Origin of the sequence: Pseudomonas guariconensis (genome assembly GCF_900102675.1) — a bacterium.
Taxonomy (GTDB): domain Bacteria; phylum Pseudomonadota; class Gammaproteobacteria; order Pseudomonadales; family Pseudomonadaceae; genus Aquipseudomonas; species Aquipseudomonas guariconensis.
This window is the reverse complement of record NZ_FMYX01000004.1, coordinates 244,158-258,830: the sequence shown is the minus strand read 5'-3', so window position 1 is coordinate 258,830 and position 14,673 is coordinate 244,158. Positions and strand designations below refer to the sequence as shown.

Here is a 14,673-nt window from a genome sequence, read left to right as displayed (position 1 = left end):
CCCAGCGGGGCGAGAATGGAATGCACAGGATCATATATGCATGAGTCCGACTCATGCCAACGATCGCATTTATCCTTTTGTGCAAAGTTGACCGAAGCCTCAGAATCAACGGCTCGCTCAACAGATTCAGGAAAAAGGACATCCCAATGCACGTCGCGCCCACCACCGAACTCAAGGCTCTGCTGCGCCTGGCCGGCCCGCTGATCGCCTCGCAGTTGGCGCACATGCTGATGGTACTGACCGACACCCTGATGATGGCCCGCATCAGCCCACAGGCCCTGGCCGGGGGTGGACTGGGGGCCGCCAGTTATTCGTTCGTGTCGATCTTCTGCTTGGGCGTGATTGCTGCGGTCGGCACCTTGGTCGCCATCCGCCAGGGCGCCGGGGACGTTCCCGGCGCGACCCGTCTGGCGCAGAACGGCCTGTGGCTGGCCTGGGGCCTGGCCCTGGTGGCCGCGCTGGTGCTGTGGAACCTGGAGCCGGCCCTGCTGCTGTTTGGCCAACAGCCGGAGAACGTCGCCTCGGCGATGGAGTTCCTCACGCTGCTGCCGCTGGCCCTGCCCGGCTACCTGACCTTCATGGCCCTGCGTGGCTTCACCAGCGCCCTGGGCCGTTCGACGCCGGTGATGGTCATCAGCCTGGTGGGCACGGTGCTCAACTATGTGTTCAACCATGCGCTGATCGAAGGCATGTTCGGCCTGCCCAAGCTGGGCCTGATGGGCATCGGCCTGGTCACGGCGGTGGTGTCGATGGGCATGGCCATTGCGCTTGCCCTGTACATTCGCTGGCACAAGGCCTACGCCGCCTACCCGCTGCGCAAGGGCCTGTCGCGCCCATCCCTGCCCGCCTTGCGTGAGCTGTGGCGCCTGGGCCTGCCGATCGGTGGCACCTACATGGTAGAGGTCGGCCTGTTCGCCTTCGCCGCCCTGTGCATGGGGGTGCTGGGCAGCACGGAGCTGGCGGCGCACCAGATCGCCCTGCAGATCGTCTCCACCGCGTTCATGGTGCCGACGGGCCTGTCGTATGCGGTGACCATGCGCGTGGGGTTGTACTACGGTGGTGGGAATCTGCTGGCCGCACGCAGCGCCGGGCGGGTGGGGATCGGTTTCGGGGCGATGATCATGTTCGCTTTCGCGGCATTGTTCTGGTTACTGCCCGATACGCTGGTCGGTTTGTTCATCGACCGTGACGACCCAGCTTTCGCGGCGATCTTCCAATTGGCCGTGAGCCTGGTGATGGTCGCGGCCTGGTTCGAATTGTTCGATGGCATGCAGACCATCGCCATGGGCTCTATCCGCGGGCTGAAGGACGCCAAGACCACCTTCCTCATCGGCCTGTGCTGCTATTGGCTGGTGGGGGCACCCAGCGCCTGGCTGTTCACCTTCACCCTCGGCGGTGGCGCGGTGGGTGTGTGGTGGGGCCTGGCCTTGGGGCTGGCCTGCGCAGCGGTGGCGCTGACCCTTGGCTTCGAGTGGCGGACCAAGCGGATGCTGGGCAAGGCGCACAAGGCTGAAGCTGCACCGATGTCGGTGTGATCCCACAGGGCTGGCGAAGCCCTGTGGGAGCGGGTTCCCCCCGCGAAAATACCGCCGCAGCTATAGACTCACTACCTGCGCCTGCGCCGCCTGCTGCAGGTAATCCATCAACGCCTCCACCGGAAGGGGTTTGCTCACCAGGTATCCCTGCACTTGGTCGCAGCCGAACCCACGCAGCAGCGCTAACTGCTCTTCGGTCTCCACCCCTTCGGCCACCACCTCCAGGTTGAGGTTGTGCGCCAGGTTGATCATGGCGTGCACCAGCTTGCGGTTCTCCTCGCGTAGCTCCATGCCGCCAACGAAGCTGCGATCCACCTTGAGCAGAGTGATCGGCAGGCTGTTCAGGTGCACGAACGACGAAAAACCTGTGCCGAAGTCATCCAGGGAAAAGCGCACGCCCAGGCGCCCCAAGGCGTCCATCGTCTGGCGGACCAGCTCGTTGCGGCGCATGACGGCAGTCTCGGTGAGCTCGAATTCCAGCCAGCGGGCATCGACACCATGCTCGATGATCAAGCGGCTGAGCGTGGCCAGCAACTGGCTGTCCTGGAATTGGCGGAAGCTCAGGTTAACCGCCATGTGCAAGGGTTCGAGCCCGCGCTCTCGCAAGGCCTGCATGTCGCGCAGGGCCCGGGAGATCACCCAGTAGCCCAAGGGCACGATCAAGCCGCTCTGCTCGGCCAGGGGCACGAATTCGCTCGGTGGCAGCAGGCCTCGCTCGGCATGACGCCACCGCACCAGGGCCTCGAGGCCGACGATGCGTCCATCGCCCAGGCTCAGCCGGGGCTGGTAGTGCAGCTCCAGCTCGTCGCGACGCAGGGCCCGGCGCAGCTCGCTTTCCAGATCGGCCAGGCTGCGGGCGTTGCGGTTGATCCGCTCGTTGAACACATGGAAGGTGCAGCCCTGGCTGCCCTTGGCCTGGCGCATGGCGATATGGGCGTGCCACATCAGCGGATCGGCGCCGGCCTGGGCCCGGGCGTGGGCCACGCCCAGGCTGGCACCGAGCAACAGGCTCTCGCCATCGACCCAATAGGGTTCGGCGAGGGCCTCGACGATGCGCTCGGCCATCCACTCGGCGCGGTTGGCATCACGCCGGGTGTCGATCAGCAGGGCGAATTCGTCGCTTCCCAGGCGGGCCAGCTGGTCCCCGGCCTCCAGTTGCTGCTTCAACCGCGCCACCACTTGCAGGATGAGGCGGTCGCCGCCCTGATGGCCCAAGGCATCGTTGACGTGGCGGAAGTTGTCCAGGTCCAGGTGACCCAGCGCGACGCCACGGCCTTCGTTTTCCGCCAGACGCGCCGTCAGCAGCGCCTGGAAGCCCTGGCGATTGGCGATGCCGGTCAAGGGGTCCTGCTCGGCCAGGCGCTGCAAGGTGGCCACCAGCACGCCCCGCTCGCGCACGTGGCGCAGGGAACGACGCAGCGCATCGCCACTCAACTGCTCGCGCACCAGCCAGTCGCTGACCGCGCTGGGTGGCGTGTCAGGCTCTTCATCGAGCAACAGGATGGTGGGCAGGTCACAACGACCGGGGGCCGGCTGCAATGCCGGCCTCGCCAAAACGACGGCTTGGCGGTCATTGGCGAACAGACTGTCCACCGATTCCCAATTCGGTGCGGTCAACAAGACCGCGCTCCCGGCCAGCGGCTGCAGGCACTCGCGCAGCAGGGTGGCCCATTCCGGCTCATCAGCCAACAGCAGCAAACGCAACGGTTCGACAGGCGTGGACAAGCGAGCTCCTTAGGCTTGAACAGTAGGACGACGGGCGCGGAGCATCCAGCCCTCACGAATGAAAATAATTTTCACTTAAAGTGCCACTCCATAGCCAGTATCCCGACGCATTTTGTCGTGCATCCTGCGCGAAAGTAACAAAAGCGGCAAATCCGATTCGCGCCTTGCATCACACTGTCAGACGGTAACGCCACAACCGCCCCATGCCTGCTAGAATGCGCGGCTATTTTCTGGTGACCCCCGGTTTCTAGCATGTCCCGACTCAATCCCCGGCAACAAGAAGCCTGTGACTACGTCGGCGGCCCTCTATTGGTGCTCGCCGGTGCAGGCTCCGGCAAGACCAGCGTGATCACACGCAAGATCGCCCACCTCATCCAGAACTGCGGCATCCGTGCCCAGTACATCGTGGCCATGACCTTCACCAACAAGGCCGCGCGCGAGATGAAGGAGCGGGTCGGCACCCTCCTGCGTCCAGGTGAAGGCCGCGGCTTGACCGTGTGCACCTTCCACAACCTGGGGCTGAACATCATCCGCAAGGAGCATGAGCGCCTGGGCTACAAGCCGGGCTTCTCGATCTTCGACGAGACCGACATCAAGGCCTTGCTGTCGGACATCATGCAAAAGGAATACTCAGGCGACGACGGCATCGACGAGATCAAGAACATGATCGGTGCCTGGAAGAACGACCTGATCCTGCCCGCCGAGGCCCTGGAAAAAGCCCGCAATCCCCGCGAGCAGACCGCCGCCATCGTCTACACCCACTACCAGCGTACGCTCAAGGCGTTCAATGCAGTGGACTTCGACGACCTGATCCTGCTGCCGGTGAAGCTGTTCGAAGAACACAAGGATGTACTCGAACGTTGGCAGAACCGTGTGCGCTACCTGCTGGTGGACGAATACCAAGACACCAACGCCAGCCAGTACCTGCTGGTGAAAATGCTGATCGGGATGCGCAACCAGTTCACCGTGGTGGGCGACGACGACCAGTCGATCTACGCCTGGCGGGGCGCACGTCCTGAAAACCTCATGTTGCTCAAGGAGGACTACCCCTCCCTGAAAGTGGTGATGCTGGAGCAGAACTACCGCTCCACCAGCCGCATCCTGCGCTGCGCCAACGTGCTGATCGCCAACAACCCACATGCTTTCGAGAAGCAGCTGTGGAGCGAGATGGGCGTGGGTGACGAGATCCGTGTGATCCGCTGCAAGAACGAGGAAGCCGAGGCCGAGCGCGTGGCCATGGAAATCCTCACCTTGCACCTGCGCACCAACCGGCCCTACAGCGACTTCGCCATCCTCTACCGGGGTAACTACCAGGCCAAGCTGATCGAGCTCAAGCTCCAGCACCACCAGGTGCCGTACCGCCTTTCCGGCGGCAACAGCTTCTTCGGACGCCAGGAGGTCAAGGACCTCATGGCCTACCTGCGCCTGCTGGTAAACCCGGACGACGACAACGCCTACCTACGCGTGATCAATGTGCCGCGCCGGGAAATCGGCTCCACCACCCTGGAAAAACTCGGCAACTACGCCACAGAGCGTGGCGTGTCGATGTACGCTGCCAGCGAGGAGCTGGGCCTGGGCGAGCACCTGGATGCCCGTTACACCGAGCGCCTGCAGCGCTTCAAGCACTGGCTCGACGGGGTGCGCCAGCGCGTGGCCCTGGAAGACCCGATCGCGGCCCTGCACGACATGATCCGCGACATCGACTACGAGAACTGGATCCGCCAGAACACCGCCAGCGACAAGGCGGCGGAGTTCCGTATCAGCAACGTCTGGTTCCTGATCGATGCCTTGAAGAACACCCTCGAGAAGGACGAAGAGGGTGACATGACCATCGAGGACGCCATCGGCAAGCTGGTGCTGCGCGACATGCTCGAGCGCCAGCAGGAAGAGGAAGAAAACGCCGAAGGTGTGCAGATGATGACCTTGCACGCCTCCAAGGGCCTGGAATTCCCTTACGTGTTCATCATGGGCATGGAGGAGGAAATCCTTCCGCACCGCTCCAGCATCGAGGCCGACACCATCGAGGAAGAGCGGCGTCTGGCCTACGTGGGCATTACCCGCGCCCGCCAGACCCTGGCCTTCACCTTTGCCGCCAAGCGCAAGCAGTACGGCGAAATCATCGACTGCACCCCCAGCCGGTTCCTGGACGAACTGCCGCCGGACGACCTGGCCTGGGAGGGCCTGGACGACGCGCCTGTCGAAGTGAAGGCCGCGCGCGGCAACAATGCGCTGGCCGACATCCGGGCCATGCTCAGACGCTGATCAACCCTTATTATTCAACCTTTGCCGCGGCCTGGTCCGTGGCCACCTTTGCTACATCGAGGAATACCACAGTGGAAGCACTGAAGCAGAAGATTCGCGAAGAAGGCATCGTGCTTTCCGATCAGGTTCTCAAAGTCGACGCGTTTCTCAACCACCAGATCGATCCGGCGCTGATGCAGCTGATCGGTGACGAGTTCGCCCGTTTGTTCGCCGACTCCGGTGTGACCAAGATCGTCACCATCGAAGCCTCAGGGATAGCCCCGGCGGTGATGACCGGCCTGAAGCTGGGCGTGCCGGTGATCTTCGCCCGCAAGCACCAGTCGCTGACCCTGACCGAGAACCTGCTGACCGCCTCGGTGTACTCCTTCACCAAGCAGACCGAGAACACCGTGGCCATCTCGCCGCGTCACCTCAACAGCAGCGACCGCGTGCTGGTGATCGATGACTTCCTGGCCAACGGCAAGGCATCCCAGGCGCTGATCTCGATCATCAAGCAGGCCGGTGCCACCGTTGCAGGCCTGGGCATCGTGATCGAAAAATCGTTCCAGGGCGGCCGCGCCGAACTGGACAGCCAGGGCTACCGCGTCGAGTCGCTGGCTCGGGTCAAGTCGCTCGAAGGCGGAGTGGTCACGTTCATCGACTGATGCCTCCTGGGGCCGCCTTGCGGCCCCTGCTACCTCCGGGTGGCGGCCAACCCTGCCAGCAGCAATCGCTGGTACAGCTCTTCCTTAAGCCCCTGCGGCTGCGCCAACCCCATCCGCGCCAACTGCGCCGGATAGGCCTCGGGCGCGGGCGCATCCAGCGCTGCCTTGCCCAACGCCAGCACTTCACTCAATTTGAATTTGCTCTTGAGCCAGTTGAGTGCCCGAAGCAAATCCCGCTCCTCGGCCGTGAAATCACACCCCAATGGATACTCCGGGAACAGCCGCGCATGCCGCTCGCGTATCGCCTCCAGACGCTCGGGCGTGTTGTCGGTAAAGCGCGTGGCCAGCGTGAAGCCTTTGGGCAGCTTGCCCGCCGCCTTCGCCTGCTCCATCAACGGCTGCTGGAAACGTGAATCGCTGATCGCCAGCAACCTGGCGATGACTTCGCTATCGGTCTGTCCACGCAGATCGGCGATACCGTATTCGGTCACCACGATGTCACGCAGATGCCGGGGAATGGTGCAGTGACCGTAGTTCCAGAACAGGTTGGAAGTCACCTCGCCCCCGGACTCGCGCCAGCTGCGCAGGAGCAGCAGGGAGCGCCCGCCCTCCAGGGCATGCGCTTGCGCGACAAAGTTGTATTGCCCGCCTACCCCGCTGAGCACCCGGCCATCCTCAAGCTGGTCGGCCACGCCGGCACCGAGCAAGGTCATGCCGAATGCTGTGTTGATGAAACGAGCGTCGCGGCGCTGGCGACGCTTGAGCGACTCCTGCCCGTACAGCTCGTTGATGTAGCTGATCGCGGTCATGACGAAACGGTCGCGTTGCTCAAGAGGCATCTCCCGCAGACGCCGGTAGAACGCCTCGGGGCCCAGGAAGAATCCGCCGTGCACCAAAGCCCCGTGCTCGTCGGCCGGGCGCCGTACCACCCCCGCCTCGGCCAGCACCAGCAAACCGTTGACGAACATCTCGCTGCAGCCATACAGCCCCTGGGCAAAGGCATCGCGCCCACCCTCGCGCTCGATCAATCCCTGCCAGGGCGTGAGGTCCAGAGCATCGAGCAGTGCCCGGTAGCCGGCGTTGTCACCCTGGCGCGCCAACAAGGCCGCGGTCACCGCATCGCCCATGGCGCCGATGCCGATCTGCAGGGTACCGCCATCGCGCACCAGGGCACTGGCGTGAAGCCCAATGCAGTGGTCCTGGGTGGTGACCGGCATGTTCGGGGTACAAAACAACCGGCGCCGCTCAGGCTCGTCGATCAACAGGTCGAAGGCTTCCCGGCCAAGTTCGGCCCCTGCAGGCATGTAGGGCAGCTCGGTGTGCACCTGGCCGAGCAGCAGGATGGTCTCACCGGCGGCGCGACGACGGGCGATCATCGGCAACAGGTCGAGGGTGATGTCCGGGTTACAGGCAAGGCTCAGGTGATCGGGGCGCTCGGGCGTGGCGGCTACCAACTGGGCGATCAGGTTCAGGCCCTTGGCGTTGATGTCCCGCGCCGCATGGGTGTAGTTGCTGCTGACATAGTTCTGCTGGGCGCTCTCGCTGTGCAGCAGGCTGCCAGGCTGCAGGAAGAACTGCTCGACGCGGATGTTGCCGGGCAGGCTGTCGTTGCGCAGGTCGGCGAGGTAGTCGAGCTCTTCATAATCGGCAAAAACCCGCTCGACGAAGGGCTCCAGAAAACGACGTTGCAAGCCATCGCCAAGCGGCGGCCGCCCGAGGCTCAAAGCGGTGTAGATCGTCAGTTGGCGCTCGGGTAGCTGGCGCACCCTGGCATACAACGCATTGACGAAGGCATTAGGTTTGCCCAGGCCCAAGGGCAGGCCCATGTGGATGTGGGCGGGTAGACGGGCCAGGACCCGTTCTACCGCCTGGTCGAGGGAACAGCATTGGGTCATGGGGCCTCCTGTGAACATCCATGCGCAGGGGTTGGACCGTTATTACCCGTGAAAAAGCCACCCCATTTCGTAGCCCAGAAACACAAAGCCCGCCATGGGAGGCGGGCTTGGGGGAATCAGGCAGGGATTACAGCCCCGACATCTTCTTGATGGCGCCCTTGAGCTCGTCATCCGAGCAGTCGGCACAGGTGCCTTTGGGCGGCATGGCGTTGATACCGGTAATGGCCTTGGCCAGGATGCCGTCCAGACCACCCTGGTGGTCAGCACGCTCCTTCCAGGCGGCGGTATCGCCGATCTTCGGCGCGCCGAGCAAGCCGCTGCCATGGCAAGCGTTGCAATGCTTGGCGATGATTTCATCTGGGGTCTTGGCACCACCGCCACCTGCGGTAGCAGCCACTGCCATGCCTTTGCACTCCTGGCCCTGGACACACACCTGGCCGACCGGCTCGAGGCGCTTGGCGATTTCGTCGTTGGTCGCAGCGGTTGCGCTCATTGCCCAAAGGGCGAATACGGCTGCTGGTACGGCCAGCATCTTCTTGATTTGGTTCACGCGAACACCCTCATGGTGGCTAATCACGCCCGCGGCCACGGATCTGCGAGCGTTTGAAAGTATAGCGGGAACCCCGAAACCGTGGAACGACCCCACAAGGGAAAGGGGTATTGCCGAAACAATGCACTGCGCTGGATCAAAAGTTCGAGGGTGTCGCCGCGCTGATCAGCCGGGCAGGCTCTTCGAAGGGGTTGCGAAAACGGTGTGGACGGGTGCTTTCGAAGTAGTAGCTGTCGCCGGCCTCGAGGATGAACGTCTCGGTACCGACCACCAGCTCGAGCCGGCCTTCGAGCAAGATGCCGGTCTCTTCGCCGTCGTGGGTGAGCATTTCTTCGCCGGTATCGGCCCCGGGCGGATACACCTCGTTGAGGAAGGCGATCGCCCGGTTGGGGTGCGATTTGCCCACCAGCTTCATGGTCACTGCACCGTCGGAGATGTCGATCAGTTCGTGAGCCTTGTAGACGACCTGGGTAGGGCTTTCAGGCGCCAGCTCCACGGAGAAGAACTCGACCATGGACATGGGGATGCCGCTGAGCACCTTGCGCAGGGAGCTGATCGAGGGGCTCACGCTGTTCTTCTCGATCATCGAGATGGTGCTGTTAGTGACGCCCGCGCGTTTGGCGAGTTCACGCTGGGACAGGCCCTTGAGCTTGCGGATGGCTTGCAGTCGTTCACCGACGTCCAAAGCTGGAGCCTCCTGAAACGGTCGAGGTGGGAGCGAAGTGTGAACGATATGATGGCAACGCCGTTCAGTATTTACAACACTTCGCCCCGCAGCCTGTCCGCTTCAGCGCCTCATTCGCCGATATAGTCCAGCGGTACACGCTTGAGGTTGCAGAAGATCTGGTACGGGATCATCCCGGCCTGGGCAGCCACGTCGCTGGCCAGCACCTGCTTGCCCCACAATTCCACCGGACTGCCGACCGTGGCTTCGGGTACGTCGGTCAGATCGACGCAGAGCATGTCCATCGACACCCGGCCGATCAGTTGGGTGCGTTTGCCGGCGACCATCACGGGCGTGCCGGTCGGTGCCTGACGCGGATAGCCGTCGGCATAGCCCATGGCGACCACGCCGACGCGGGTCGGGCGTGGGGTGATGAACTTGGCGCCGTAGCCTACCGGCTCACCGGCCGGCAGTTCGCGCACGCTGATGATCCGCGATTGCAAGGTCATCACCGGCTGCAGGCGCTCGGCCTGGGGCTGGGACACTTCGAACGGGGTGGCGCCGTACAGCATGATGCCGGGGCGCACCCAGTCGCTCGGCACCTGGGGCCAGCCCAGCACCGCAGGCGAATTGCGCAGGCTGCACTCGGCCGCCAGGCCCTGGCGGGCGGCTTCGAACACTGCGACCTGTTGGGCTGTGGCGTCGACATCCAGTTCGTCGGCGCGAGCGAAGTGGCTCATCAGCACGATACGCGCCACTTTCCCGCTGGCCAGCAAGCGCTGGTAGCTTTCTTGGTAATCCTTCGGGTGCAGGCCGACCCGGTGCATGCCGGTGTCCATCTTCAACCAGACCGTCAATGGCTTGTGTACTGGCGTCTTCTCGATCGCTTCGAGCTGCCACAGCGATTGCACCACGCACCACAGGTCATGTTCGGCGATCAGCGCCAGCTCGCTCGCCTCGAAGAAACCTTCGAGCAACAGCACCGGGGCTTTGATCCCGGCGGCGCGCAGCTCCAGCGCTTCCTCGATGCAGGCCACGGCAAAACCATCGGCCTCGGTTTCCAGGGCCAAAGCGCAACGCACCGCGCCATGGCCGTAGGCATCGGCCTTGATCACGGCAAGGGCTTTGGCGCCGGACAGCTCACGGGCCAGGTGGTAATTGTGGCGAAGGGCTTGAAGGTCGATCAGGGCACGGGCGGGACGCATGGCGGCAGCCTTCTGGCAGTCTGGTTATGAATTAAGTCCCTGGCGCGACAGGCGTGGGGTAGTGCCCGCCGAGCCAGGGTGAGGGAACGGTTTACGGCAGCGCGGCGACTACCGACATCTCGACGAGGATTTCCGGCTCGCACAGCTTGGCCTCGACCGTCGCGCGGGCCGGAGCGACGCCTTGGGGCAGCCACTGATCCCACACCGCGTTCATGCCCAGGAAATGCGCGTCGATGTCCTTGAGGTAGATGGTCACCGAGAGCAAACGGGTCTTGTCGGTGCCGGCCAGCTCCAGCAGGCGCTCGATGTTGGCCAGCACCTCGCGGGTCTGCTGTTCGATCCCGGCGTCCAGATCGTCCCCCACCTGGCCCGCCAAGTAGACAGTGCCGTTATGGGTGACGATCTGGCTCATGCGCTCATTGGTGAGCTGGCGCTGGATTGCCATGCTTGGAAATCTCCTGGTTGTTGCCGTAACGCGAAATATCGAGGCCTTCGGCGCTGATCTGTGGCTTCTTGCGCGCGATCAGGTCGGCCAGCAAGCGACCGGAACCACAGGCCATGGTCCAGCCCAAGGTACCGTGACCGGTGTTCAGGAACAGGTTGCGGTACGGGGTGGCGCCCACGATCGGGGTCCCGTCCGGGGTGGCCGGGCGCAGGCCGGTCCAGAAGCTGGCCTGGCTCAGGTCGCCGCCGCGAGGATAAAGATCGTTGACGATCATCTCCAGGGTTTCGCGCCGACGCGGGTTCAGCGAAAGGTCGAAGCCTGCGATTTCGGCCATGCCGCCCACACGAATGCGGTTGTCGAAACGGGTGATGGCGACCTTGTAGGTTTCGTCGAGAATGGTCGAGGTCGGGGCCATGTCCGCGTTGGTGATCGGTACGGTCAGCGAGTAGCCCTTGAGCGGGTAGACCGGCGCCTTGATGCCCAGCGGCTTGAGCATCTGCGGAGAATAGCTACCCAGGGCGAGGACGTAGCGGTCGGCCGTTTCCAGCTTGCCGTCGATCCATACACCATTGATGCGGTCACCCGCGAAGTCCAGGCGCTGGATGTTCTGGTCGAAGCGGAACTCGACGCCCAGCTTGACCGCCATCTCGGCGAGCTTGGTAGTGAACAGTTGGCAGTCGCCGGTCTGGTCGTTCGGCAGGCGCAGGGCGCCGGCCAGGATGTCCTTCACGCCGGCCAGGGCAGGTTCTACGCGGGCGATGCCGTCGCGGTCGAGCAGCTCGTAAGGCACGCCGGATTGTTCGAGGACAGCGATGTCCTTGGCGGCAGCGTCCACCTGGGCCTGGGTGCGGAACAGCTGGGTGGTGCCCAGGGAGCGGTTTTCGTAGGCAATGCCGGTTTCGGCGCGCAGTTCATCGAGGCAGTCGCGGCTGTACTCGGACAGACGCACCATGCGCTCCTTGTTCACCGCATAGCGGTTGGCGGTGCAGTTGCGCAGCATCTGCGCCATCCACAGGTACTGGTCGACATCACCGGTGAGCTTGATAGCCAAAGGGGCGTGGCGCTCGAGCAGCCACTTGATGGCCTTGAGCGGCACACCTGGGGCAGCCCATGGAGAGGCATAGCCGGGCGAGATCTGGCCTGCGTTGGCAAAGCTGGTTTCCATGGCCACCGCTGGCTGGCGGTCGACCACCGTCACTTCGAAACCTTGCCGGGCCAGATAGTAGGCACTGGCGGTTCCGATCACACCGCTACCAAGTACCAGAACTCGCATTGTTTATTCCTCGCACGCGGCGCACCGCAGACTTTTGTTGAAATGGCTGGATTGGGCGCAGTATAGGGAGGAATAGCCAGTGCATTTCACTATATAAAAGCCTATATTTGGCGAGAATTCTCGGCAAAATCGCCTTTCACGGAGGGGCATCCCCTATGAGAACCCAGCACCAGACCAAGCGTGAACTGGACAAGATCGACCGCAATATTCTGCGTATCCTGCAGAACGATGGCCGTATCTCGTTCACTGAACTGGGCGAAAAGGTCGGCCTTTCCACTACCCCTTGCACCGAGCGGGTTCGCCGCCTGGAACGCGAGGGGATCATCATGGGCTACAACGCCCGGCTCAATCCGCAGCACCTGAAGGGCAGCCTGCTGGTGTTCGTGGAGATCAGCCTGGACTACAAGTCCGGCGACACCTTCGAGGAGTTCCGCCGCGCCGTGCTCAAGCTGCCTCACGTGCTGGAGTGCCACCTGGTTTCCGGCGATTTTGACTACCTGGTGAAGGCGCGCATTTCGGAGATGGCCTCCTACCGCAAGCTGCTCGGCGACATTCTGCTCAAGCTGCCCCACGTGCGCGAGTCCAAGAGCTACATCGTGATGGAAGAAGTCAAAGAGAGCCTCTGCCTGCCGATTCCGGAGTGAGGCTCAGACCAATACCTGGCGGGTGGTGGCAATGAACTGATGCACCAGTTCCTCGGCCTGCGGCTCGATCATCTGCTCAGGCCCCCGCCCTCGCGGGCAGGCCAGCCGTGGCGTGGTGCCGAACAGTCGGCAGATCATCGGGCGCTCTTGATAGACCGTGCAGCCATTGGGACCCAGGTGCACACAGTCGAGGCGCTCGAGCGCGGCGTCCTGCTCGGCGCGGGATTTGCGCGGCAGGCGTGCCATCTCCTCGGCTGAGGTCGTGACCGGGCCGCAGCAGTCGTGACAACCCGGCTCGCACTCGAAGGATGGGATCAGTTCGCGCAAAAAGTGGATCTTGTGGCTGTTGCAGGACATAACGAGATAAGCAGCAGGAAAAAGTGAGGAAATTATAGGCCTGTTCGCAGGCAAATCTGCTCCCGCGCATCGAACCGGTAAGCGCGGTTTATCCACGAACGACGGCGCAGGCCTCGCAGTTGCCCACCTTGCACCTGCGACTTATCCTCGCCCTTTGGCCTTAGCACCGGGAAACGACAGATGATCCACAGCGCGCAGCACGCCGCCTCTTATTACGCCGCCAGCAGCGTGCCGCACCCCGACTACCCGGCGCTCGAAGGTGAGCACAGCGCTGATGTGTGCATCGTCGGCGGCGGCTATTCGGGCCTCAATACTGCCATTGAGCTGGCCGAGCGTGGTTTGTCCGTCATTCTGCTGGAAGCGCGCAAGATCGGCTGGGGTGCCAGCGGACGCAACGGCGGGCAATTGATCCGCGGCGTTGGCCATGGTCTGGAGCAATTCCTGCCCATCCTCGGCGAGCAAGGCGTACGCAACTTGAAACTCATGGGCCTGGAAGCAGTGGATATCGTCCGCGAGCGTGTCGAGCGCCATGCCATCGCCTGCGACCTGACCTGGGGCTACTGCGACCTGGCCAACAAGCCGGGTGAGCTGGAAGGCTTCGCCGAAGACGCCGAGGAACTGCGCAGCCTCGGTTATCGTCATGAACTGCGCCTGGTACCGGCCTCGGACATGCACAGTGTGGTGGGCTCGGATCGCTACGTGGGCGGTCTGATCGACATGGGTTCGGGCCATCTGCATCCGCTCAACCTGGCCTTGGGCGAAGCACGGGTCGCCGCCAGCCTGGGCGTGAAGCTGCACGAACAGTCTGAGGTGACGCGCATCGACTATGGCTCGCAGGTGCAGGTCCATACCGCCAAAGGGCGTGTGCGTGCCGGCACCCTGGTGCTGTGCTGCAATGCCTACCACAACGACCTGAATCGCGAGCTGGGCGGCAAGGTGCTGCCTGCCGGTAGCTATATCATTGCCACCGAGCCACTGGGCGAGGAACGTGCCCGCCAACTGTTGCCACAGAACATGGCGGTCTGCGATCAGCGAGTGGCGCTGGACTACTATCGCCTGTCGGCCGACCACCGCCTGCTGTTCGGCGGAGCCTGTCATTACTCCGGGCGCGACCCGAAGGACATCGCCGCCTACATGCGCCCCAAGATGCTCAAGGTATTTGCGCAACTGGCCGATGTGCGCATCGACTATCAATGGGGCGGCATGATCGGCATCGGCGCCAACCGCCTGCCGCAGATCGGGCGCCTGGCCAGCCAGCCGAACGTCTATTACGCCCAGGCGTACTCCGGCCACGGCGTGAACGCCACCCACCTGGCCGGGCGCCTGCTGGGTGAGGCCATCAGCGGCCAGCAGAGCGGTCGCTTCGACCTGTTCGCCCAGGTCCCACATATCACCTTCCCCGGCGGAAGGCTGCTGCGTTCGCCGCTGCTGGCCTTGGGCATGCTCTGGCATCGGCTCAAGGAGTTGGTCTGAC

At 63.5% G+C, this 14,673-nt stretch carries 13 protein-coding genes; 5 read left to right on the top strand and 8 right to left on the bottom strand.

Features of this window, described 5'->3' with window-relative positions; translation table 11 throughout:
- Positions 1 to 146: 146 nt before the first annotated feature.
- A complete protein-coding gene (locus BLS27_RS09085; RefSeq protein ID WP_090344226.1) occupies positions 147 to 1,535 on the top strand; it encodes a NorM family multidrug efflux MATE transporter in 1,389 nt (462 codons plus the stop codon).
- A 60-nt stretch (positions 1,536 to 1,595) separates the two neighbouring features.
- Here the strand turns inward: BLS27_RS09085 and BLS27_RS09080 are convergent, their stop codons facing one another.
- On the bottom strand, positions 1,596 to 3,260 hold the full coding sequence (locus tag BLS27_RS09080) for a putative bifunctional diguanylate cyclase/phosphodiesterase (RefSeq protein WP_043213023.1): 1,665 nt from the start codon (positions 3,258 to 3,260) through the stop codon (positions 1,596 to 1,598).
- Between the two features lie 252 nt (positions 3,261 to 3,512).
- Here BLS27_RS09080 and rep point away from each other — a divergent pair, with 252 nt between their 5' ends.
- Entirely contained in the window at positions 3,513 to 5,522 is a 2,010-nt protein-coding gene (gene rep / locus BLS27_RS09075) for a DNA helicase Rep (protein ID WP_043213020.1), read from the top strand.
- Positions 5,523 to 5,593: 71 nt separating this feature from the next.
- Positions 5,594 to 6,166, top strand: a complete 573-nt coding sequence (gene xpt / locus BLS27_RS09070) for a xanthine phosphoribosyltransferase (protein WP_043213018.1) — start codon at positions 5,594 to 5,596, stop codon at positions 6,164 to 6,166.
- Positions 6,167 to 6,195: 29 nt separating this feature from the next.
- Here the strand turns inward: xpt and BLS27_RS09065 are convergent, their stop codons facing one another.
- The 6 genes from BLS27_RS09065 to dadA form a co-directional block, all read right to left on the bottom strand.
- Positions 6,196 to 8,061 carry an acetyl-CoA hydrolase/transferase C-terminal domain-containing protein gene (locus BLS27_RS09065; RefSeq protein ID WP_090344223.1) on the bottom strand — a complete coding sequence of 622 codons (1,866 nt, stop codon included), beginning with the start codon at positions 8,059 to 8,061 and terminating at the stop codon, positions 6,196 to 6,198.
- A 127-nt stretch (positions 8,062 to 8,188) separates the two neighbouring features.
- Complete coding sequence (locus BLS27_RS09060; protein WP_043213033.1) at positions 8,189 to 8,593, bottom strand: c-type cytochrome; 405 nt, start codon at positions 8,591 to 8,593, stop codon at positions 8,189 to 8,191.
- 154 nt (positions 8,594 to 8,747) lie between these two features.
- Positions 8,748 to 9,296, bottom strand: coding sequence for a cupin domain-containing protein (locus BLS27_RS09055; RefSeq protein WP_043213014.1), 549 nt, complete (start codon positions 9,294 to 9,296; stop codon positions 8,748 to 8,750).
- A 110-nt stretch (positions 9,297 to 9,406) separates the two neighbouring features.
- Positions 9,407 to 10,480: an alanine racemase gene (gene alr, locus BLS27_RS09050; RefSeq protein WP_090344220.1), complete on the bottom strand. Its 1,074-nt coding sequence runs from the start codon at positions 10,478 to 10,480 to the stop codon at positions 9,407 to 9,409.
- 91 nt (positions 10,481 to 10,571) lie between these two features.
- A complete protein-coding gene (locus BLS27_RS09045; RefSeq protein WP_043213010.1) occupies positions 10,572 to 10,925 on the bottom strand; it encodes a RidA family protein in 354 nt (117 codons plus the stop codon).
- Positions 10,897 to 12,198 (bottom strand): D-amino acid dehydrogenase, encoded by a 1,302-nt coding sequence (dadA, locus tag BLS27_RS09040; RefSeq protein WP_043213007.1) that lies wholly within the window; start codon positions 12,196 to 12,198, stop codon positions 10,897 to 10,899. Before dadA ends, BLS27_RS09045 begins: the two co-directional genes overlap by 29 nt.
- A gap of 155 nt (positions 12,199 to 12,353) precedes the next feature.
- Between dadA and BLS27_RS09035 the strand changes: the two genes are divergently transcribed.
- On the top strand, positions 12,354 to 12,842 hold the full coding sequence (locus tag BLS27_RS09035) for an Lrp/AsnC ligand binding domain-containing protein (protein WP_043213006.1): 489 nt from the start codon (positions 12,354 to 12,356) through the stop codon (positions 12,840 to 12,842).
- Positions 12,843 to 12,845: 3 nt separating this feature from the next.
- Here BLS27_RS09035 and BLS27_RS09030 read toward each other — a convergent pair whose 3' ends face one another.
- Positions 12,846 to 13,199 (bottom strand): YkgJ family cysteine cluster protein, encoded by a 354-nt coding sequence (locus tag BLS27_RS09030; RefSeq protein WP_070572132.1) that lies wholly within the window; start codon positions 13,197 to 13,199, stop codon positions 12,846 to 12,848.
- A 180-nt stretch (positions 13,200 to 13,379) separates the two neighbouring features.
- Between BLS27_RS09030 and BLS27_RS09025 the strand changes: the two genes are divergently transcribed.
- Positions 13,380 to 14,672, top strand: a complete 1,293-nt coding sequence (locus BLS27_RS09025) for an NAD(P)/FAD-dependent oxidoreductase (RefSeq protein WP_043213003.1) — start codon at positions 13,380 to 13,382, stop codon at positions 14,670 to 14,672.
- Position 14,673 lies beyond the last annotated feature (1 nt).